This is a genomic window from Ruminococcus sp. 1001713B170207_170306_F1, from assembly GCF_015668065.1.
GTDB classification, from domain to species: domain Bacteria; phylum Bacillota; class Clostridia; order Lachnospirales; family Lachnospiraceae; genus Blautia_A; species Blautia_A faecis.
In genome coordinates, this window is record NZ_JADPEX010000016.1 from 23,791 (window position 1) to 47,664 (window position 23,874).

15 protein-coding genes are annotated in these 23,874 nt (G+C 44.5%); all 15 read left to right on the forward strand.

The genetic code is table 11. The features are described from left to right. Positions 1 to 37 precede the first annotated feature (37 nt). The 15 genes from I4V84_RS10820 (at position 38) to I4V84_RS10890 (ending at position 23,722) form a co-directional block, all read left to right on the forward strand. Positions 38 to 3,643 (forward strand): glycosyl hydrolase, encoded by a 3,606-nt coding sequence (locus I4V84_RS10820; protein WP_243284073.1) that lies wholly within the window; start codon positions 38 to 40, stop codon positions 3,641 to 3,643. Between the two features lie 23 nt (positions 3,644 to 3,666). After that, positions 3,667 to 4,125: a YhcH/YjgK/YiaL family protein gene (locus I4V84_RS10825; protein ID WP_187565357.1), complete on the forward strand. Its 459-nt coding sequence runs from the start codon at positions 3,667 to 3,669 to the stop codon at positions 4,123 to 4,125. Between the two features lie 157 nt (positions 4,126 to 4,282). After that, a complete protein-coding gene (locus tag I4V84_RS10830; RefSeq protein ID WP_148461353.1) occupies positions 4,283 to 4,834 on the forward strand; it encodes an ECF-type riboflavin transporter substrate-binding protein in 552 nt (183 codons plus the stop codon). Between the two features lie 290 nt (positions 4,835 to 5,124). Next, entirely contained in the window at positions 5,125 to 6,849 is a 1,725-nt protein-coding gene (locus tag I4V84_RS10835; RefSeq protein ID WP_195991942.1) for an ABC transporter ATP-binding protein, read from the forward strand. Beyond that, positions 6,839 to 7,669 carry an energy-coupling factor transporter transmembrane component T gene (locus tag I4V84_RS10840; protein ID WP_195991945.1) on the forward strand — a complete coding sequence of 277 codons (831 nt, stop codon included), beginning with the start codon at positions 6,839 to 6,841 and terminating at the stop codon, positions 7,667 to 7,669. The genes I4V84_RS10835 and I4V84_RS10840 overlap by 11 nt, the downstream gene beginning before the upstream one ends. A gap of 325 nt (positions 7,670 to 7,994) precedes the next feature. Continuing rightward, positions 7,995 to 8,219: a hypothetical protein gene (locus I4V84_RS10845; RefSeq protein ID WP_187565356.1), complete on the forward strand. Its 225-nt coding sequence runs from the start codon at positions 7,995 to 7,997 to the stop codon at positions 8,217 to 8,219. 293 nt (positions 8,220 to 8,512) lie between these two features. Continuing rightward, entirely contained in the window at positions 8,513 to 9,736 is a 1,224-nt protein-coding gene (locus I4V84_RS10850) for a M28 family metallopeptidase (protein WP_195991947.1), read from the forward strand. A 12-nt stretch (positions 9,737 to 9,748) separates the two neighbouring features. Next, positions 9,749 to 10,285 carry a hypothetical protein gene (locus I4V84_RS10855; RefSeq protein ID WP_118577906.1) on the forward strand — a complete coding sequence of 179 codons (537 nt, stop codon included), beginning with the start codon at positions 9,749 to 9,751 and terminating at the stop codon, positions 10,283 to 10,285. 53 nt (positions 10,286 to 10,338) lie between these two features. Beyond that, positions 10,339 to 11,130, forward strand: coding sequence for a LytTR family DNA-binding domain-containing protein (locus I4V84_RS10860; RefSeq protein WP_207748655.1), 792 nt, complete (start codon positions 10,339 to 10,341; stop codon positions 11,128 to 11,130). Positions 11,131 to 11,330: 200 nt separating this feature from the next. Further along, positions 11,331 to 11,552, forward strand: coding sequence for a hypothetical protein (locus I4V84_RS10865; RefSeq protein ID WP_118577908.1), 222 nt, complete (start codon positions 11,331 to 11,333; stop codon positions 11,550 to 11,552). A gap of 445 nt (positions 11,553 to 11,997) precedes the next feature. Beyond that, positions 11,998 to 12,927 (forward strand): cysteine synthase A, encoded by a 930-nt coding sequence (gene cysK / locus I4V84_RS10870; RefSeq protein WP_195991949.1) that lies wholly within the window; start codon positions 11,998 to 12,000, stop codon positions 12,925 to 12,927. Between the two features lie 419 nt (positions 12,928 to 13,346). After that, positions 13,347 to 13,970 (forward strand): hypothetical protein, encoded by a 624-nt coding sequence (locus I4V84_RS10875; protein WP_195991951.1) that lies wholly within the window; start codon positions 13,347 to 13,349, stop codon positions 13,968 to 13,970. A gap of 33 nt (positions 13,971 to 14,003) precedes the next feature. Next, positions 14,004 to 17,717, forward strand: a complete 3,714-nt coding sequence (locus I4V84_RS20585) for a leucine-rich repeat protein (protein WP_195991953.1) — start codon at positions 14,004 to 14,006, stop codon at positions 17,715 to 17,717. Positions 17,718 to 18,205: 488 nt separating this feature from the next. Then, the gene (locus I4V84_RS10885; RefSeq protein ID WP_195991955.1) at positions 18,206 to 20,794 is read left to right on the forward strand and encodes a leucine-rich repeat protein; all 2,589 of its coding nucleotides are present in this window, start codon (positions 18,206 to 18,208) and stop codon (positions 20,792 to 20,794) included. A 39-nt stretch (positions 20,795 to 20,833) separates the two neighbouring features. Further along, complete coding sequence (locus tag I4V84_RS10890) at positions 20,834 to 23,722, forward strand: tetratricopeptide repeat protein (RefSeq protein ID WP_195991957.1); 2,889 nt, start codon at positions 20,834 to 20,836, stop codon at positions 23,720 to 23,722. Positions 23,723 to 23,874 lie beyond the last annotated feature (152 nt).

Genomic DNA, 23,874 nt, shown 5'->3' on the forward strand with positions numbered 1-23,874 from the left:
ATAATGTAATGTGGGACTATAAGAGGAGGACATAAGGATGGGCACATTGGATAAGGTAAAGGGATTGGTTGAGAATCCGCCGAAGGAGTATCGGAGTGCTCCTTTCTGGGGGTGGAATGACAGGCTTCAGAAGGAGAATCTGGGAGAGCAGATAGAGGGATTTAAGAAGGCGGGGATGGGGGGATTTTTTATTCATTCCCGTGAAGGGCTGGAGACGGAGTATCTTTCCACAGAGTGGATGGAGGATGTGAAGTTCTGTGTGGATAAAGCCCGGGAAAATGATCTGGAGCTGTGGATATATGATGAGGATAAATGGCCGTCGGGGGCTGCGGGAGGTATGGTCAGCAAGGTAAATCCAGCGGAGTTTACGGCCAGGGCGCTGACGATGGAGTGCGGGAAAGCCGGGGAGCTGGCGGTACCGGCGAAGCTAAGTACCGAGGAAGAAAGGATAGTTACCGGGGACTCGGATTCGTTAATGTGCGGCGGGAATCGAAGCGTGGACGAAAATTTCATGTCTGGCAGGAACGGCGGTGAAGATTTAGCAGTGGAAGAAACTATGGAGACAGAGTTTCTTCAGGGTGTTTATGTGATTCAAACGGCGGCGGACGGCAGATTTATTAAGAGGATGAAAGAATATCTGACTTATGAGGAAGCTGCTGGAGCTTGCGGTGTTGATGAAGAGATTCTGCTTCTGCGCCAGGAGATTTCTGGTAAGAGTGAGTGGTACAACGGCTTGATGCCGCCAGATAATCTGAATCCGGAGAGCGTGAAGACATTTTTGAAGTTGACCCATGAGCATTATGAGGAAGTGTTTGGCGGAAGTTTTCCAAAAGAGGTGAAAGGATTTTTCACAGATGAACCAAACTGCTGTGATTTCTTCAGCGTTTTCCATGAAGGCAGACCGTGGATTCCGTGGAGTATTGGATTTACAGAGTATTTTATTGAAAAGAGAGGATATGATCCGCAGGAGAAGCTGCCTTACCTGTTTTTCGATGGGGAAGGGGCGGAGAAGATTCGTCATGATTATTGGAAGACAGTGGCGCAGCGTTTCGAAGAAAGTTATATGAAACAGGTTTATGAGTGGTGTGATAAACGGGGGCTTCGTACTACGGGACATATTTTATATGAGAACGACCTGGGCTATCAGACTCGTGTGTGCGGTGCGGCGATGCCTCAGCTTCGTTATCTGCATAATCCTGGAATTGATCTTCTTGGCGCACAGACGGATGAGTATCTGACTGTGAAACAGTGTGCAAGCGTGGCACATCAGTATGAACGTTCCACGACCATCAGTGAGGCTTACGGCTGCACTGGCTGGGAGCTGGATTTTTCTACTCAGAAATGGCTGGGAGACTGGCAGTTCGCGCTTGGAATTACGAGACGTTGTCAGCATCTTGCCCTGTATTCCATTACTGGCTGCAGGAAGAGGGACTATCCGCCGGTTTTCAACTATCAGAATACCTGGTGGGATGACAATGATAAGATGGAGAATTATTTTGGTCGTCTGGCGCTGTGTCTTTCTCAGGGTGAGCCGGTGCGGAAGGTGCTGATGATCCATCCGATTTCCAGCATCTGGACCGAGTGCCGCAGTGACCGGGCGGAGGATTTCAATCATCTGGAAATGAATATGGGATGGCTGGATGAGCATATTACTTCTTTAAATCGAAAAGGTGAGTATTATAACCGGATCGCAAAAGCGCTGACTGCAGGGCATGTGGATTTTGATTTTGGAGATGAGATCCTGTTGGAGCAGGACGGCAAGGTTGAGGATGGAATGTTTGTGGCAGGAAAGTGCAGCTATCAGGTGGTTGTGGTTCCGGGAGTGAGCAATCTGTTTGCAAACACGGTGAAGCTGTTGAAGGAATTTCTTGCAGCTGGTGGAATGGTGATCTGGCTGAAGCCGTATCCGGTGATGATTGAAGGAGAACGGATTGGTAGTAAGCAGATCTGCGTTGCTAAGAGATGGGATAAAAAAATAGACAGTGAAGATGTAAATGAAGAGAAATCTGACCGCAGGAAAGTGTGTGGAAAATATGGTGATATCCGGGATGTTTTAGATGAGGAAGCATTTGTTCATACGGTTGAGCATGAATGGGAGCTGACGGAAGCTGTGGCGAAATGCACCGGAAAAGATTTTACTGTGCGAAATGCCAGCGGCGCAGAGGATGGTGAGATTCTTTCCATGCTGAGAAAGACAGAAGATGGACATATTCTTTTCCTGACAAATCACGATCGGAACAATGCACATCAGGTTTACATAAAACTTGACTGCGGGAACGCTGTGGAAGAGCTTGACCCGCTGACCGGAGAAGTTTGTGAGGTGGAAACTGTTGCGGATGGAGAGGGCGTTTGCTTTACCAGGACATTCGAGACGGGGATGAGCCGAATTTATTTTGTGAAGAAAATAATAGGGGCTGGACAGATTATTAAAGAGATAAATAGTGTTGAAGACAAATGTGGAATTGAGGAAGATACTACCGTTGTGGACTTGGCCGCTGTTTCTGATGGCGTAAATGCGGTGCATGAAATGACAGTGAGCAAAGCTGCCACATTCCCATACAGACATCCGCATTACACAGATCCCGTATTAGCTACATTCGGTCCGGACGCGAAATTAAGAAGAACTATGGAGAATGTGCTGACGATAGATAAATGTACTTATGAGCTGGGGGTTGCTTCAGCAAATAAAATTTGTGACGGAAATGCTATGGTGGAAGATAAAGATCTTGACGCAATTGTAGAGCAGGTATCAGAATTCAGACATGGCAGCGGACTGTCAGAAGCAGGAAGCGTCTGTGAGTCCGCAGAGATGGAAATCTGGCAGGCGCAGAAGGAAATTCGTGAGAAATTGCGCATGCAGCAGGTTTACTATAACGGTGCACCTCAGCGATATACCTGGGTGGATCAGCCACATCCGGCAGATGGAACACCATTTACCATGCATTTCCGGTTTAATGTTGCAGAAGACATTTCCAGTGAATGCAGTTTTGTAATTGAGAAGCCTTATGGTCTGGAAGTTTACTTCGATGGCGTGAAATGTGCGCAGACCGGCAAATGGTTTATTGACAAAGACATGCGTTGCTTCGGACTTCCTGCTTTGAGTAAGGGGGTGCATCGGATTACCATAAAAGGCAGTTACGACCAAAAGCGGGAACTGGAAGATGTATTCGTAATTGGAAATTTCGCCGTAGATATGTCTGGCAATATTTCCAGGGAAAAAGAAATTCTGCATACTGGTGATTGGAGCATGCAAGGTTATGTAAACTATCCTGGCGGTATGATTTACCAGTACAAGGTGCCACAGTTGATTTCCGATAAGCAGGTTCTTCTTCATTTGGGTGAGTGGAGAGGTACCCTTCTGAAAGTCAGAGTAAATGGTAAGGAAGCTGGTTTTCATTTCGAAAAGAAGAACTGTGTCACAGATGTAACTGGTCTTTTCGAAAAAGAAGAGAATACTCTGGAAATTGAAGTTTCCGGAAGTCCAAGAAACATGTTCGGCCCATTCCACCAGTCCTACACCGGCTGCAGCCGGATCAGCTGGGCTGATTTTCGCACCGAGGGAATGTTCCATACGGATGGGAAGGTGCTGAAGCCTTACGGTATGATGGGGCAGAGCTATATTTGTGAGTATGAAGAACAGTAAAAAAATGAACAGGAGGATTTATCATGATTGCAGATTATGCAGACAAACTGAATTCCTACGAGGAGTTCAAAGACTATGCTGACATGGTGCAGCAGTTCATTAAACGACAGAAAGAGGAGAATCTTCCAGAAGGCAGATACGATCTGGAAAATGGTATTTTTGCTTTGGTGCAGAAATATACCACCAAGCCACTGGAAGGTGCACAGATGGAATCCCATAAGAAATACTGCGACCTTCAGTATATTGTAGAAGGCACTGAAAAAATCTATTGGGCTTCTCTTCGCAAGCTTACTGTGGAGGATGACCGCACCCCGGAAGCTGACATTATTTTCTATAAAAGTGGTCCGGAGCAGGGATACACTCTTCTGGAGGCTGGCATGTTTGGTTTCTACGCTCCTGAAGACGGTCATATGCCCTGCATCGCCGTAACAGAAGCCCAGCCCGCAACGAAAATTGTGTTTAAGATTCCGGTGAAAGGCTGAAATACTGTGGATTCAGATTGACAAGCTCTTAATAAAGCGTATACTATAGCGTGTTAGAGCCTGCTTGAAAAAACATTCCCGCAAATTGTGACGCACATCTTGCAGAAAGCCTTTATCAAACACGCTCTAGTAAGACACATAGTAGGAGGAAAGAGCTATGAAAAACAACAATAGTATCAAAACCGTAGTTGCTATCGGTATCGGTGCAGCACTGTTCTTTGTGCTGGGACGCTTTGTGGCGATCCCTAGTCCGGTTCCGAACACAAACATCAGTCTTCAGTACGCAGTACTTGGACTTCTTGCAGCAATGTATGGCCCGGTTGCAGGCGGACTCATTGGTTTCATCGGACATACACTGATCGACCTGTCCTGGGGTGGAAGCCCATGGTGGAGCTGGGTTATCACATCTGCATTTGTAGGTGTTGTGATCGGTCTGTTCGCCAAGAAGCTTCAGGTTCAGGAAGGCGATTTCGGAAAAGGCAAAGTTGCCGTTTTCACAGTTGCAAACGTGATCGCACATGTTGTAGGATGGGTAGTTGTTGCACCTGTACTTGACATTGTAATCTATGCTGAGCCGGCAAACAAAGTATTTGCACAGGGCGCATTCGCTGCAGTTTCAAACACCATCACAGGTGTTGTAGTCGGCGGTCTTCTGATCCTGGCTTATACAAAAACAATTGCAAAGAAAGGCTCCCTGGATCAGGAATAAGTTGAAAGGGAAATTTGTAAAAGACCTTGCTATGGGGAAACTTGTGGCAGGGTCTTTTTTGATGCATAATTTTATTGGATCCAAAAAGTAAATTTCGCAAGATTTATGCAAAATAAGATAAACTTTGGTAAGAAATTTTATTGTGGATTTAAGAAATTCGTGTTATCCTTTTGAGATGGTGTAAGGTGTACACTTATAGAGATGCAAATTGTTAAGTGGTTCTGAAGCAGTCACATTGTTTACAAATTGACGATGGATTCGCTTCAGGATATTTGATTTTGAGGTACTATATGACAGAGAAAAAATTTCCTATTATTTCTTTCAAAAACTTTTCTTTCCAGTACCGGGCACAGAAAAAGCCTACGCTGAAGGAAATTAATCTGGATATTTATCCTGGCGAGCGGGTGTTGATCGCAGGTCCTTCCGGCTGTGGAAAAAGTACTCTGGCAGGCTGCATCAATGGCCTGAATCCTTTTTCCAATCCAGGAGAATGCAGCGGGGAACTTATTGTGGATGGTGTGGATGCGCCGAAGAGCAGCATTTTTCAGCTCTCTGCACATGTGGGCACAGTGCTGCAGGATCCGGATGGTCAGTTTATCGGGCTGACGGTTGGCGAGGATATTGCCTTTGCATTGGAAAACAGCTGCATGCCGCAGGATGAAATGCATGAGATCACCCGTCACGCGGCAGAGCTGGTCGGAATTCAGGATCATCTGGATTACGCGCCCCACGAGCTTTCCGGAGGGCAGAAGCAGCGCGTCAGCCTGGCGGGGGTAATGGTGGATCAGGTGAAAATCCTGTTGTTCGACGAGCCATTGGCCAATCTGGATCCGGCTACAGGTAAGCAGACTATTGAGCTGATCGACGAGATTCAGGAAAAAACAGATACTACGGTGGTGATCATTGAGCACCGTCTGGAGGATGTTTTGTGGCGAGATGTGGACCGTATTGTTCTTATGGGCGATGGAAAAATTCTGGCAGATCTTCACCCGGATGAGCTTTTGTCCACCAGACTTCTGGAAGAAAACGGAATCCGAGAGCCTCTTTATCTTACTGCACTGCGTTATGCAGGTGTGGAACTTGCTCCTGCGAAGAAACCGGCACATGTTGATTCTGTTGTGATAGATAAGGCAGACCGGAAGAAAATGACAGACTGGTTCTGGTCCCGCCCGGCAGCAGAGGCTGAGAAAGAACATGAGCCGCTGCTTGAAGTTAGAAATCTTACCTTTGGTTATGAGAGAGGCAGGCAGACCTTACGTGATGTTTCTCTTACAATCCAAAAGGGTGAAATGGTCAGCATTGTAGGGAAAAACGGTGCCGGTAAATCTACTTTTTCCAAACTGGTCTGCGGCTTTGAGACACCAGATTCCGGTGAAATCCTTTTCCAGGGAAGGAATCTTCTGCAGGAAAATATCCGCCACAGAGCCAAACATATTGGCTATGTGATGCAGAATCCCAATCAGATGATTTCCAAGACTATGATTTTTGATGAGGTGGCACTGAGCCTTCGCAATATGGGAAAAAGCGAGGAAGAGATTCGGGAAAAAGTGGAGGAAACTTTGAAAGTCTGCGGACTTTTCCCATTTCGGAACTGGCCGGTATCGGCGCTTAGCTTCGGGCAGAAGAAGCGTGTGACCATTGCCAGTGTGCTGGTGCAGGATCCGGAACTGATCATTCTGGATGAGCCGACTGCGGGACAGGATTTTCGCCATTATACAGAGATTATGGAGTTCCTTCGTGGGCTGAATGAAAAAGGGGTAACAGTTGTGATGATTACCCATGATATGCATTTGATGCTGGAATATACGCCTCGGGCACTGGTCTTTGCTGACGGCAGGCTGATCGCGGACAGAAGCGCGGCAGCAGCTCTTTGTGATCCACAGCTGATCCGTCAGGCGGCACTGAAGGAGACCAGTCTTTTTACCTTGGCGAACCAGCTGGGAATCAGTCCGGCTGAAGAGTTTGTGCAGCGTTTTATTGAGGAGGACAGGGAGGTGCGAAGCCATGGCCGCTAAGACAGTGTTGAATTATCTGCCAAGGGAAAGTGTGATACACAAGCTGACAGGTACCACCAAACTGGCGTTTTTCCTGCTTTTTACTTTTGCAAGTATGATCACTTATAATACGTGGGTACTGCTTGGGCTGTTTGCGGTGAGCCTGGCGGCGTTTAAACTGAGTAAGATTAAGTTCCGCGAAGTGCGGTTTATGATGATTTTTATGCTGGTATTTCTGGTGTTGAATAATCTGTTTATTTTCCTGTTTGATCCTAACCAGGGAACGACGCTGTATGGCACCAGACATGTGCTTTGCCACCTGTTCTGGCGGTATGATCTGACTGCAGAGCAGCTGTTTTATATGGTGAATATTTCTCTGAAATATTTTGTTGCGCTGCCGGTTGCGATCTTGTTTATTTCTGCAACGAACCCAAGTGAGTTTGCTGCTAGCCTGAACAGTATTGGAATTTCCTATAAAGTGGGTTATTCTGTGGCGATTGCGCTTCGATACATTCCAGACATTCAGCGTGACTACCACAGCATCAGCCAGGCTCAGCAGGCAAGGGGCGTAGAACTTGGAAAAAACGAGCACTTTTTTGCCCGGCTGAAGAATTCGGTGAATATTCTTCTGCCGCTGATCCTGACCAGCCTGAATCGGATTGATACCATTTCCAATGCCATGGAACTGCGTGGGTTCGGAAAGGATAAGAAGAGAACGTGGTATATGAAGAGACCTTTTGAGAAAAGGGACTTCGTGGCAATTGGAGTTGGCGTGCTGCTGCTGGTAGTCAGCATGACGGTGACGATACGGTGGGGGAGATTTTATAATCCGTTTGTGTGAGGGAATTGAATAATATGAAAGATATGAGATGGCTGTGCGAGGGGGCTCGCATGGCTATTTCTTTTAAAGTAAATTAAGGAGTGTACATATTATATTTGGTTATTTGTGGGGGGAGACAGATATAAAAAGAAGCATGGCTGTCAAGAAGGAGATTGGATGCAATCTTTAAACGCACTATTAGTAAAACATTGGAAAAGGCATTCTATGGTCAATCATATGAAGTGAAAATTTTATGGTCCCTTCTTGTATTCTGAATTTGTGCGTGTTACTATGAACTTGTAGATATCTTTTAATCTGTGAAGCGTTTCCTGCGTAAGGAGGAAAAATGAGCAGAAAGCCACAGAACAAAAGAAAAAGGGACACTGCTTACCATCCGGAGCTGCATACAAGAGATGTGAACAGTCGTGAGATTTTCAAAAACGATACACTTGTCAGCCAGTTTTTGAGAAATTATACGAATATTCCATTGTTTGCGAATGTTCAGCCTGAAGATATCAAGGATGTATCCAGCAAATCAACTCTATTTACAGCAATGCGCCGGAAGCGATAAAAGAAATTTACAAGAAGATTTTATGGACTTTACTAATAAAGATGAATGTGCCCGTGGACGAGGCAAGAGAGATGATGGGCGAGATTGGAGGTCGTGGAATGGGTTATCTGTTTGAAAAAAGAGCAAATGTAACCGAAAACTAAATTTAAGTAAGGGAAACAAATCACGATGAAAGGTATTAATACGTAAAATGTTATAAACTTAAGTGAAATTTATAAAAACAAACCTCCGGTTCTCAGGGACACTCTGAGAGCCGGAGATTTTATCTTCAATTCACAAAGGAGAAAACCATCATGAATTTATCCAATATTTTCGAATCCACCGATTTCGTCCACGCCAGTGGCACGAAGGAGGAACTGCAGGTTGCTGAATTTCTGAAAGCGCAGTGCGAGGCGCTGGGAGTGCCAGCGAGGCTGGAGGCTTTTCGGGTTGCTATGGGAGAGATTGAATCTGCGCATTTGTTTGCAGATGGGAAGGAAATCACCTGTAAGGCGTTTAACTGCTGTGGCAGCGGCAGCGTAGAGGGAGAGCTTTATTATATGCCGGGAACGGATCCTGTTTCCATAGCAGGTGCAAAAGACAAAATTGTACTGATGGACACTCAGGGAGTTGGATTTTTTGTTTACCAGGACCTGATGAAAGCAGGAGCAAAGGGAATTATTTTCCAGTACGGAAATATGTATTATCCAAATACAGATATTGATCAGCGCGATCTGCGCGAAGCCGTTGTAGGGAAAGAACGGAAAGTTCTTTGCGCCATGATCCATTCCAGCCAGGCAGTAGAACTGGTGAAAAATAAGGTGAAGAACATTCGTCTGGAGGTTTCCCAGAAAGAGTACGACGGGGAGTCACACAATGTAATTGCAGAGATTCCGGGCAGACGGGACGAGTTTATTGTGCTTAGTGCCCATTACGATTCCACTTCTTTATCCCACGGCGCTTATGATAATATGAGTGGCTGCGCAGGTTTGCTTGGAATTATGGAACAGCTGAAGGGAAAAGAACTGAACTATGGTCTTCGTTTCGTATTCTGCGGAAGTGAGGAGAGAGGGCTTCTGGGCTCTAAGGCATATGTGAAGGAGCATAAAGAGGAACTGGACAAAATAGTGCAGAACATTAATCTGGATATGATTGGAACTTATATGGGTAAATTTATCTCCTGTGTTTCCGCAGAGGACAAGCTGGCACATTATATATCTTACATGGCAGCAGAGATCGGTTTTCCAATTGAGGCAAAGACCGGAGTGTATTCCAGTGATTCTACACCTTTTGCAGACAGTGGAATTCCGGCACTCTCTTTTGCCAGAATTGCCAGCTCCAATGTGGCACCAATTCATTGCCGCTATGATGTGAAGGCGGTTATGTCTATGGAGCAGCTTCAGTGGGATATTGATTTTCTGGTGAAGTTTACAGAACGTTTTGCAAATGCAGCAGTGTGTCCGGTTGCAAGGGAGATTCCGGAGAAAATCAAGAAAGAACTGGATGAGTATCTTGCAAGAAAAAGAAAAGAGCAGTAGGGGAGGCATCCTATGAGTTACATAACCACATACACAAGAAACCATTTCAATCCGGTTCATCCGGAGGCGGAGAAGATCGATATTCAGGATATTGCACATGCGTTGTCGCTGACCTGTAGGGGAAATGGACATGTAAGTTCTTTCTGGTCTGTTGGGGAGCATTGTATTTGCTGTGCGAAGGAGGCTCTTGGGCGAGGGTATTCCAATCGTCAGGCGCTGGCTTGTCTTTTGCATGATGCCAGCGAGTGCTATATGTCAGATGTGCCCCGTCCGCTGAAGCAGGAGATGCCCAGATACCGTGAGGTGGAAGAGCAGCTGCTTCAGGTGATTTATAAGAAATTTCTGGGAAGCAGTCTGACTGATGAAGAAGCGCAGCGTCTGAAAGAAATTGATGATGATCTTCTCTGGTATGATTTAGAGGTTCTTCTGGAAGAGAAACAACCGGGGGATGCACCGAAGCTGCACTTTGAGCTGGATTATACAGTGCGGCCGTTTGTTGAAGTAGAGCAGGAATATCTGGAAATGTTTCAAAAACTGAGCGAATCATAAAAGACAGATTTTTACCCGGAGAATGCGGCATTTATTATGCAGAAATATGAGGGATGGCAGATTCAGAAACAGACCTCAGACAGATTCTATGGGAGGAATTACACATGAACCAGGAGATAAAAATAGCGGTTTGTGATGACCTTGCGGAAGACAGGGAGAATATCACCCGGCTGCTTTCGGAATACACAGACAAAAATAACCTATATGTGAAAATAGAAGAATTTTCTTCCGGGGAGGCATTTTTATCCTCAGATACATCCGTTTATTCACTGGTTTTTATGGATATTTTTATGAGTGGGATGAACGGTATGGAGACGGCGAAGAAGCTGATTTCAAGAAACAGCCGGGTGCAGATCGTGTTCGGGAGCACCAGTACGGAGTTTGCAGCAGAGGCCTTTGATATTGAGGCGCTTCATTACATGGTGAAGCCAGTGGGAAAAGAGAAGCTGTTTCATATTCTGGATCGCTTTTTTGACAGTGTCTACTCCCTGCGGACTGTGAACGTGAAAGTGGGACGGCTGGAGGAGAGCATTTACATTTCCGATATTCTGTATGCAGAAGCAGATGGAAAACGAGCGAAAATTCACACGAAAAAGGGCGTGATAGATGCTTCCATGTCTATGGCAGATCTGGAAGAGGTTCTGCCAGCCAATGAGTTTTGCCGCCCGATCCGGTGGGCGCTGGTTTCCATGAGGGAAATCGTGGCTATGCCTACGGATATTCTGAAGCTGTCGGATAAGACAGAAATCCCCATCAGTCGTCTTAAGCGAAAGGAAATCCAGGATGCTTTTGCAAATTATAGCTGGCGAAGTACGAGACGGCGCATGCGGGGCGGAATCCTGTAAAAGAATTTACAGACTACGTTATAATTAAAAGGGAGAAACTCTATAGCGTGTTTGAAAAAAGGCTTTCTGTAAAATATACGTCATAATCTGCAAGTGAAAATTTAAGCGAAATATTGAGAGAACGTTTCGGACATGTTATGATTTGGAAAATATGAAAAACCTTTAGAAAACATTTTTTTGAAAGCGGAGGACATCATACTATGGGAAAAATTATTAATTTATCAGCAGTACTGGAAAAAGAAGAGAAATTACAGCAGGTTGTAGATTACATGGAGGAACTGAAAGACCAGTTTTCAGATTTGATCCAGGAGTATGAGGATGATGGCGCAGATGTAAGGAAAGTCGATACACTGACTGAGGCTCTGGACGCGCTGGAAGATGCATATGAGATGGTCTGTGAAGTTGCTGAGGAAGAGGAGTGATAATTTATTAAAAATAAGGTACATTCAGCTAAAAACACGAAACAACACAACGTGTTAATTAGTACTGGGTGTACTTTTCTTGTATATTGTGGAGATTTTGTAGTGTATAGAAATCGTACAAGCGTCGCTACGCGACGGCTCTAATGTTACTGTGAACTTTGTTCACAAAAAACACCTCGCGGAATGTTACCAGTGAACAGTAACGCTCCAATCTATTTTCTTATATAAAATCCCAAAAACCTATTGACATAGTGGGTTAATAGTGGTAATATCCATTTAACGAATAAATAACCCAGTAAATCAATACGGAATATCGACAATTATTGCCGAAGAAGCAAGCTGGCAGTTACTGGGGGCAGATACAGACATAACAGGCGGGCCGCCATACGGCGACATCACCTCAAATAAATGTAAAGCGGCCGCAGGCGCCGGGAAAGGAATGGATATGGCATACTATAAGGGAACACTTGGATTGATCGGAAACACCCCACTTGTAGAGGTTACTAATATTGAGAAGGAGCTTGGACTGGAAGCTACTGTTCTTGTGAAGCTGGAATACTTTAACCCGGCAGGAAGCGTTAAGGACAGAATTGCCAAGGCTATGATCGAGGATGCAGAGCAGAAGGGAATCCTGAAGGAAGGTTCCGTAATCATTGAGCCAACTTCTGGAAATACCGGAATCGGTCTGGCATCTATCGCAGCAGCTAAGGGATACAGAATCATCCTCACCATGCCAGAGACCATGAGTGTTGAGCGTCGAAACATTCTGAAAGCATACGGCGCAGAGCTTGTTCTTACCGATGGAACCAAGGGAATGAAAGGTGCCATTGCCAAGGCTAACGAACTGGCAGAGGAGATTCCGAACAGCTTCATCCCAGGACAGTTTGTGAACCCGGCGAACCCGGCAGTGCATAAGGCTACCACAGGTCCGGAGATTTGGAAGGACACTGAGGGAAAGGTTGATATCTTCATCGCAGGTGTTGGTACAGGCGGAACCCTTACCGGAACAGGCGAATATCTGAAAGAGCAGAACCCGAATGTGAAAATTGTAGCACTTGAGCCTTCTACCTCCCCGGTATTATCTGAGGGAAAAGCAGGTCCGCACAAGATCCAGGGAATCGGTGCCGGATTTGTTCCGGATGTTCTGAATACCAAGGTTTATGATGAGATTTATAAAGCAGAGGCTGATGAGGCATTTGCCACAGCGAAGCTTCTTGCACACAAAGAAGGAATCCTGGTAGGAATCTCTTCTGGTGCTGCATTAAGCGCTGCAATCGAGTATGCGAAGAAACCTGAGAACAAGGGCAAAGTGATCGTAGCACTTCTCCCGGATACTGGTGACAGATATTATTCTACACCACTGTTCACTGAATAAAGATACATTGTAAACATACGGTAACTGTGAAGGCATTGCGTAGTTATAGTTTACCAAATAAGAAGCTTCACTATCTGATATCGCTTATACAGAGTTGTTATCAGATCGGTGAGGCTTTTTTGCGTAATATTACGCTATTATCTTATTTGGTTAGCAACTGTACCGTCAGCATTGATAGTACAATTATCGGTCGGATTGAACTCGAGAATGTACATAAAAATTGCATGCTTATACATAAAAACGACAACTAACTTTTCCGGCGCCGTTTGTGATTGTAAGGGAAAAATAGCTATGCTAAAATGAATTTAGTCAATTATCAAAAATAAATGTAATTGTTCAGATCCAATTTCAAAAATGCTTTGCATTTCGTCGTTTGATTCTGACCAGTTACAAATGAATTTAAGGGAGAGAAAAGAATTATGAAAAGGAAGGCAATCAGCCGGATACTTGCAATTTCGTTGAGTGTTGCAATGTGTGCACAAAGCATTCCGATTTATGCGGCAGAAGAAATTGGGACTTCAGCTGCAGCGGACTTCTTCGCAGAAGATTCTATTGAAAACCAGAGTTTGAATGAAGGCGACGCGGAAACTAACACGGAAACCAACACAGAAACCAACGCGGAAACTAACACGGAATCTAATACAGAAACCAACACGAAAGCCGATGCGACAACCGGCATATCGGAAGCGTATACGTTGGAAGAGAGTAATTCAGCGACCACATCGGAGGAAACGGTTACTGACGAGGATGGATTCTGGTCTGGAGAATCAGAAACAGTTGAATCTTCAGCAAATGGTTCTGGTGGATGGGAATCTGCGGAAATGGATGGAGCAGAAGCGGGAGATGAGGCGGTAAAGCGAGATGCTGCAGCTTTTGTTTCGGGCGACGTGGAAGAAAACGTAGAGAAAACTGGAGAGACAAATGAATTGGAAGAGGCTCTTTCTGAATCGGCAGAGATGACAGAAGGTGATTTTTCCTATGTAATTGTAAATAACAGTTATGCGCGTATTACCAGATATTCCGGAAGTGCCACCAGCGTTTAGGTTCCATCTAACATAGGTGGTTATGCGGTTCAGGTGATCGGAGCGAGAGCATTCCAGGGAAATACAGTGCTGGAAAGTGTGGAGCTTCCCGATGGTCTTACCACCATATACGCCTATGCATTTGAAAACTATACCAGTATCACCAGCATACATCTGCCAGACAGCATCACCACATTGGGCTATAAAGTCTTTGGAGGCTGCAGCAATCTTGTCAGTGCCAATTATCCGGTGAACTGGGTAAACAGCCCCAGTGGAAACGGATCGAACAGCTATGAATATGGAAACGTATTCTCCGGCTGTCCGAAGCTGACCGGGATAGAGATTCCGGAAGGAGTAAAGGTAATCGCACCACACAGCTTTGCAAGCTTAACCACACTAATCTGTGTAACGTTGCCATCAAGCCTGACCGAAATCGGTGCATACGCATTCGCAGGAGCAACCGGACTTACAGAAGTAACGCTTCCTTCCAATACCAAGACGATAAGAGATTATGCATTTGCCGACTGCGCAGATTTAAAGAACATTTACATTCCAGATTCCACTACTGATATCAGGAAAGCTGTATTCGAAAACTGCCCACAGCTGACGATACATTGCAGTTATTATTCTATGGCAACCATATATGCCATTGAAAATAATATTCCATTTGAGCAAATTGGAACTTATACGGACAGCGCCGAAACCGTCCTGGATCGTTCAGGCACCAGCTATTACGGAGACTTCGGAAGTGCCACAGCCAATGGATATGTGGCCATGACAGTACGCTATAACATAAAAGACACATGGAAATCCGCAGTAAGCGACCTGAATGTGAAGCTGGTTCTTCCTTCCAACGGAGAGCTTGACGAATCCACATTAAAGGTGGATGGGGAGTTATGCCAGAACTATAATTTAAAGGACAGGACACTGACCATTCCTGTGAAAGGCACCTCAGGAATTATCCGTTTCAGCATCAAAGCACAGAATCAGTCAGCTGCTCGCAGTTATGCCATTTTAAATTACAGAAAGAATAGAAACTCCAGCCAGGAAATCATTGGTGTATTGAATGAAAGCATTAATCTGTTCACCATAGATGCACCAGATGTTGTATCAAAGCCAACCGTAAATGTTTCCGGTATGGCAAATGCTGGAGGAACTGTTACCCTGCTTGTGGATGAGAAAGAACAGCAGACAGTCCAGGTATCAAAGGCCGGCTTATGGTCTGCCGTCCTTACACTGGAAAATCCTTCCAACTATGAGACATATAAGATCAAAGCACTCTGCACACAGGCAGATGGTACAACAGAAACAAGAACTGCTGCAGTTACCTATAATGAAGGAGAACCCTCAATCGAGTCCTTCAAAATGTACTATAATGAGCATGACAAAATAAAATCCTACGATCTGACAAAGACAGACGGAGTAACACCTTTGGTGTATTACCTTCCGAAAAGCAAATTTGACTATGAGCTTACCTTTGAAAATCCGGAACAGATAAAGACTCTGTATGTTACAAGTACCAGAAACAACCAGACGAAATATCTGGAAGCAACCTATGATCCAGAAAAAAATGCGTTTGTGACAGACGGATATTTCGATGAATCCAATCACAATTATGTTCCTGGTGTGATCAGCTATGAATATAACAAAACAGTTCCAGAAGTAAAAATGGGACAGGATTTTGACTGGGAGGCTTTGCAGAAAGGACTTCCGGAAGGTGCAGAAAATGATATTACGGTAAGGAAAAATACAGCAACGGATTATGACGCAACCATTGATCTCGGTAAATTCGGGGAAGATCTGAAAGATGTAGGACTGGATGTCACCATCAGCGTGTTTGACGAGAGCAACAGCTCCAGTATGGGAACATGGAAGGGATTGATCGACGAAGCCAATAAAGATATGGGCTATCTGATCCCGGGGTATGATGACAGCAAGTATATCTGCAACCTGGATTATTCCGACAAAGGCACCTGGTATATGCTGGTAAAGGATGTTACCGGAAATAAATACATTGGATTTATGCTGGACACTGCTACAGATAATGCCGGTACTCTGGATCAGTACTGGACACTTTCCCAGATTTCCTCCCACCTGTCAACAATAAATAAGGGAGCGTCTATGTTATATCAGAACTATCAGATTGAGAAAGACATGGATGAGCTGAGAAAAGACGTACTGGCTTCCGGCGGTAACTATTCCGACCAGGAATTAAAAGAGAAATTAAAAGCAGTAGATAATCTGGAAAGCGACCAGAAAATGTTTATGATCATGACAGCGATGATTCCACTGGTGGTAGCCGGAGGTGCGATGGGCGCAGGTCCGGTAATTGCGCTGACTGCCATATTGGGAACGATTACAGCAGCTTCCTCATTATTCTGGGATATCAGAAAAGCAGATATTAAAGGGGAAAAATTCAAGCTTCGTTTTGTAGTAGATCCAAGCGGCTATGTGTTTGATCTTTCCACAGGAGAGAGAATTGAGGATGTCACTGTAACAGCTTACTGGATCCCATATGATGAGTCAGATGACTTCTGGAATAGAACGCCGTCCCCATCCGAGTATGGAACGAAATGGAATGCCGGGGAATATAACCAGTACAATCCTCTTCAGACAAATGCAGATGGAAAATATGCATGGGATGTTCCAGAAGGCTGGTGGAGAGTAAAATACGAGAAAGAGGGATATGAAACTACATGGAGTGACTGGATGACCGTTCCGCCTCTTCGAACCGAAGTGAATATCGGTATGGTATCGTTGTCAAAACCACCAGTAGAGCACAGCTGGGATAACGGAACTGTAGTCATAGCACCAACCTGTACTTCCACTGGAATTATCAGCTATGAGTGTACGGATTGCCATATTACCAGAACAGAGGTTTTGCCGGTGAATCCAGATGCCCACAGCTGGGATAACGGAAAAGTGACAAAGGAAGCTACCTGTACTGAGGAAGGCATCAGAACCTTTGCCTGTGTGAATTGTGGGCAGACCAGAACAGAGAAGTTGCCTGCGAAGGGACATGGGGAAACAGAGGTCAGAGGGAAAAAAGCTGCAACCTGTGCAAGTGAAGGTTATACAGGAGATACTTATTGCAAGATCTGCGGAACCAGATTAAGCAGCGGGAAAACAATTGGGAAGACAGAACATACCTGGGGAGAATGGAAAAAGACAGCAGATGCTACTGTATTTGCAGCTCAGAAAGAGAAGAGAATCTGCCAGATCTGCCAGACCACAGAAGAAAGAGACAATGGAAATCCGCTGACTTCCAAAATGACACTTACAGCCTCCAGCCTGAAAATGAAAATAAAACAGACCACAAAAGCGTTCCAGATTTCCGGCATGGAGAGTGGGGACTATGTAGCATCTGTGGTTTCAGGCAACAGTAAGCTTCTGAAGGTAAGCTCCTACACCAGAGATGGCGCAGTTACGCTGAAGGCTCAGAAGAAAATAGGAAAGACGAAACTTACAGTGACTCTGGCTGGTGGGGCAGTAAAAACTGTGAATGTTACCATCCAGAAGGGAACGGTGAAAACCACCAAAATTTCAGGTGTACCGAAGAAAATTACCTTAAAGAAAGGGAAAAAACAGACTTTGGCACCGATTCTGGCGCCGATCACAACCCAGCAGAAAGTGACCTACACCACATCTAATAAGAAAGTCTGCACTGTGACAAAAAGTGGTGTAATCACAGCGAAGAAAAAAGGTACTGCAAAAGTTACGGTACGCTCCGGAAGTAAAAAGGTGGTTATTACAGTCAAAGTGTCATAAATCGTAAGAGAGCGAAGCAGGCTACGCCTACTGAAAGAAGACAAAATATACCGTAAAGCGGGGCGTGCAGATTGTAAGAATGATTAGGGGGCAGACTTTAGAACTGCCAATATTACAGGATGTATGATGCCTCTGATAAACTGCCGTGTCTGATATGTTTAAGAAACATATTGGACACGGCAGTTTTTTTTAACAGGATAACTGTTTAGTATCTTCACACTGCCTTCTGGATAGTTGTCAAACAGGTTGTGTTGTGCATAAAAAAAGCAATCTTGTGCATAAAAACCGTAACCTTTCCCACTATTATTGTCTCAAAAATTCAATTATGATATTCTTTTTATAAGAAAAAAAGAGCAATTTTCCAGCTTTTGAAAATTTGCTGGTGCTATTCAGAGCCACGAAGCGTGTTGCTGTGAACGGAGTGAACAGTAACCCAAATGGATTTTTGAACAGTTATAATTGCCGAAAAAATAAGGGGGAATGAAAGAGTGAAAAAACAAATTTCAAAATGTGTGAAAATGCTGTTCCTTGGCATTATCATGTGCCTGGGTATGGCGCTTAGCGTGCATGCAGAAGGCTCAGGACAGTTTTTCCAGTTCGACGGCGAAAAGTGGAACAAGGAAGAATTTTCCTGGACAGACAGTCAGGGGCAGATCTGGTATGCCCATGAATATGGAACAAATGGAGAAGCTATTATCAGCGCAGTAACCGAGGCTGTTATGGAACTGCAGGTTCCGTCATATGTGTATAAGGATGGTGTGGCGAAGAAGGTAATTGGAATCGGTAAGTATTTTCCGGATTCAGAATATGATAACACATGGGACCGGTTTAGCTGTTTCTATTACGATGGAAAGTATGGCAACGGAACGCTGTATAAGTTGATTCTTCCGGATACACTCTGCTATGTGATGCCCAATGCATTTTCAACAAGTGGCAGCTGGTTTGACGGACTGGCAGCCGTTCAGCTGCCGCAGAATCCACGGCTTGTAATTGGAGAAAGTGCGTTTTATGGGGATAAGAATCTTCAAATCGTGCATTTTAATGACGCAGTAGGCGGTGCACAGCCTGTAAAAATCGAGAAGCAGGCATTTGGTAACTGTCCGAAACTGGAAGAGATAACATTGCCGCCAACAGGGGCTTATAACGAGATTGATAAAGAAGCTTTTTACAGTTATGGAGAATGTAACCTGAAAAGAATTTACAATGCCCCATCCGAGCTGGAACTGGGCTGGGATCAGTATTGTGCAGATGTTGAGGAGGTTTCTTTTGCAGAAGGACTTACATATGTCGATGGAATTTCGACTATTGTAGCTTATGAATGGAATGAGGATGGAAGTCCCTCGAGTGGACGGGGAGAAAACATTAAAACACTGAAAAAAGTAACGTTGCCCTCCACACTGAAGGAAATTGGCTGGGACGCATTTAAGGATAACAAGAACCTTACTTACATCAATCTCCCGGAGGGCTTAACCACTATTGGAAGTTATGCTTTTGCAGGCTGTACAGCGCTTACAGGATTTACTTCTCTTCCGGCAAGCGTAAGCGGAGGTATCGGAGAAGGTGCATTTATGGGCTGCAAGAACCTCCATCTTGAAAATGTATATATTCATGGAACTGACAGCCTGAAATATCAGTTCACCGACAGTGGAATTGTAAGTATCCGCATTGGTGCTGATGTAAAATATACAGTTGGTGCAATGTTCAAGGGCTGCACAAGCTTAAAAGAAATCACAGTTGACGCAGGACATCCGTACCTTTCTTCCCAGGACGGTGTGCTTTACAGTAAGGTTTATAAAAGCAGCGGAGGGGAAGTGGCTGGCAGCAGTATTTTCACCTATCCTGCAGGAAAAAGCTGGGCAGGAAGCTATACACTTCCGTCAGATGTAGTATTGTTAGGCGGTTTTGCATTTGATTCCTGTAAATTTACAGAGATTCACATTCCGGCCCGTGTACTGGATCTGGATTATGACTCTATGGCTTCTATAGGAGACAGGAACACATATTATGCCTTTGATTCCATCAAGGACAGCTGTAAATTATACGTTGTAAAAAATTCTTATGTGGACAATTACTTTAATACACGTTATCATTTTTATTATGAAAATGGTGATGTGCTTCCAATTAGTTATGATCTGGCTGGCGGAACAAATGACAGCTCCAACCCATCCACTTTCACAGGTGGAAACAGTATTGAGCTGAAAGCGCCTACACGAAGCGGTTATACCTTTACCGGATGGACGACAGTAGATGCGGATGATGAAGAAGTAAACTTTTCCGGTTCTTACACACCATCAATGGGTGAACTGGTAAGTGGTGTTAAACTGACTGCAAACTGGAAAAAGAACCCAGATCCTACCAAGGCACCAGAACCGACGAAAGCTCCAACGGCAGAGCCGACAAAAGCTCCGAACGCAGAGCCGACTAAGGCACCATCTGCTCCGGAACCGACGAAGACTCCGAACGCTTCTGATAACAATCAGAACACTGTAATTCCATCCAAGCTTCCGAAGCTTACCGGAACCAAGGCCACCAATGTGCTTACCGATGGCGCCAAGATTTCCTGGAAGCGGATTGCAAGTGCAACCGGATATCAGATCACAATTTCCACTGACAAGAAATTCAAGAAGAATGTAAAGAATTATATTGTCGAGGAAAATAAAAACAATGAACTGATCTACGGTTTGAAATCTGGAAAGACCTATTATGTAAAAGTAAGAGCAATCGCACAGGGCGGCGGCAAGAAGGTTACCGGAAAGTACGGCAAGGCAGTTAAATTTACTACATATGTTGTGCCTAAGGTAAAGAAGATCAGTGTAAAGAATAACAAGAAGGGTATGATCACCATTACGGCATCCAAGGTAAAAGGTGCTGCTGGTTATGCATTTGTAGTGACAGCAGATTCCGGTCTTACAGATATTGTAGCAATCAAGGAATCCAAGAAGAATACAGTAACGATAAAGAATCTTTCTAAGGGACATACGTATTATATACGTGCGTGTGCCTATAAACTGAACAAGCAGAAACAGAAGGTGTTTGGTGTGTACACGAAAAAAGCCAAAATTACAATTAAAAAATAAGGAACGAGTTGTTGTGTTTACAACTAGATAGAATGTGACATGAAGAAAGATGAGCAGGCAAATGTGTTGCTTTCGTTAAAAAATTTATATCGGTTGTTTACCGTGAAAGATTATCCGGTTTATTCTACAGGTATTTTACGTGAAAAAAGTAAAAAAGGTCTGACTCTGGTCAGATTCTGGGATGAATATCTTCTCTATGAGTGGAAAGGCACCAGACACGGAAAAATGATTTTTCGAAAGGATGGAAGCCAGAACCGTTATCATTCGGAATTTTGTAATCGCAAGGAAAGCTTTCCCTTGTATCATATATACATAGAGGAAGTGCTGGAAGGTCTGAATACGGAGACATTTGGCAGTCAGGTACTGATTTTTGAAAAATTCCTGAAAGAGAAAAATTATAACCATTCTGTGTTTGTACAGAAGCTGAGAAAATTTCTGGGCATGGTCATGGAGTCAGATCCATGGCTGTCCCAAGAGTGTGGGGAAAAGCTGATCTTCTGGATCGATTACATAGAGAAAAAACAGAAGGATTTTTCCCAGTCCTTTGGGGATGCCTGGCTGTTTACCCTGCTTAGTCTGCACGCGATGGCGGGGCCGGAAATATCCGGGGCAAAAATGAAACTGGTAAGAAACCGTGAAGACTTAAAGCCGGAATATATCTGGAGCTGTATTTATCAGGAATCCGGGGAAACCAGGCAGAGCTTTCTCACTCTGCGAAACTGTGAATTGTTCCGGAAATCTGTGAAAGCCAGCCATTTCTTTGGCAGAGAAGAAGAGTTATATGACTTGAAAGAGATGTTCTTCAATTCCGGAAAGTATCTGATTTCCGGAATTGGAGGAATTGGAAAAACAGAACTCATGCGTCAGCTTGTGAGCTGGATGGAGCAGGAAGAAGTAAAGTGCCGGATCGCAGCTGTTCAGTATGAGGAGAATCTGGCGGCCAGCTTTTCCAGAAGTTTTCTGAATCTTACTGGTGAGAGCGTGGAAGAAAGATTTCACGAAAGTATCTATCATCTGTCAGAAGAGCATCAGGAAAAAACAGTGCTTTTTCTGGATAATATGAACCATACGGAAGAGGAAGATCCTTACCTGTCAGAATTGAAAGATCTGCCGTGCACCATATTTGTTACTTCACGTCAGAAACATCTGGATGGGTTTACTACATTTGGCATAAAGGCACCGCAAAAGAGTGCCTTAAGTTTGATTTTTCGTGACAATTACAACAAAATACTTTCCAGAGAGGAAAAAGACCGGCTGAGTCGTTTGCTGGAAAAAGAGATTTTTCAGCATCCTCTGACATTGAAGCTTCTTGGAAAAGCGGGGACCTACTATTTTGGTAATTGGGATTATCTGGAAGAAGAGCTGCAGAATAACTGGAATGATGTTGCAGAAGAGTTCGGACTCATTGATATGTACCGTGGGCTGTACAAACTGGCTGATATTGGAGAAACCGGAAGCCAGCTGGCAAGGATGTTCGCGCTTCTGCCGTATCAGGAAATTGACCGGAATTTTACTGTGATGTTTTTCCAGGGATTTTTGAAGAAAAACGAAACTCTGGGAGAGGCGCTTGGCAGACTGGTGAAATTCGGCTGGCTGGAAGATACGGGAAATGGCTACCGTATGCATCCTGTAATTGCAGAGAGTCTGTGTACAAAGGATTTTTCAGAAGCTGAGTTTCAGCCATTCTGGGAACGGGCACAGAAGTGCTTTTTCCCGAAACAGGCATCGAAAGACGAGGATCCTCGTATGGAGGAAATTGCGTGGCTTGTCTTCCAGGGAATTTCCAGAGTACAGGGAGCGGTCAGTGACCAGCTTGTGGCACTGGCGGCAGAGGCTGCCCGATATCTGGAGCTGCCGGTTCCTATGTGCGGGAAAATCCGGAAACTGGAAAAAAGATGTGCACAGATTTCCAATGAGACGAAGTTTATGGTAGCGTGTCTGACAGAGACAAAACCTGAACAAAATGAAGAATATATAGAACTCTTCCGCGAACAGCTGAAAAAGAGAACGCTATCATCGGAATGGATGTTGTTTGCTATAAGTGATTTTTGCAATAGGCTGGAGCAAAGCAGTAATTATGAGTGTTACCGGGAGATCTGTGATTTAATTTTTCAACAGAAGGATAATATTGATTATAAAATTGGATATGCGCTTTTGCAGACGAATATGCAGATGTTGAAGCTTAATGTGAAAAAGGTTGAAATGTGGGTAGAACGTGGAATCCTCATGTGTGTACAATGGGGGCATAGCCAGAGAATACTGGATTTTCTTTATCAAAAAGCAGAATGTCATATGTTTCTTCAGGAAAAAGAAAAGCTGGCAGATTGTCTGGAAAAAATAGAGCAGATACGACAGATACAAAGAAAGCGTCAGGTTGAGAGTGAGTTTGTAATATGGCAGCTTCGTGGTCAGCTTGCAGCTATGGATCAGAATATGGAAGAAGCCGCCTATTGTATGGAACAAGCAACGGACAGGTGCAAAATGTACTGTGGTGAGAAAAATCAGATGTATTCTGCCATGTCAGAGGAACTGGCACGAATGTATAATGCTGCCGGACGAAGGGAAGAGTCGTTGGCATGTCATCTTGCGGTTCGCAATCAGCTGCTTAAGAATGGCTATCGTGAGGGTTCTATGCTTCTGATGGTGGACAACAATATGAGTGTAGTCTACCTGGACTTGGGAAAGCCGGAAGAAGCGATTCCATATCTGACAGAGGCGCTGGAGCTTGCGAAGGAGAATGGACTTGTAGGTCCGGCAGTCGCAGAGCCTACCTGGAATCTGGCACGCGTTTACCGCGCACTTGGAGATGAGGAAAAAGAAGATATATATCTGAAAGCCGCCGTGGAAGGCTTCCGGGAATGCTACCCACCGGAGCATCCCAAGCGGATCGCAGCTGAACAGAGACTGAAAGAACGCCAGGGGGAATGAACCTGGCGTTCTTTCTGCTTTTATGGAAAGATGTGCGGCGGTATACTTAAAGCTGACTACAACTAATCCTATTGACATACTAGGATACTTTATAGTAACATAAATCAAAATCGTCCCAGCTCTTTGCGCGAAGGATATTTTTTGTCTGAAAG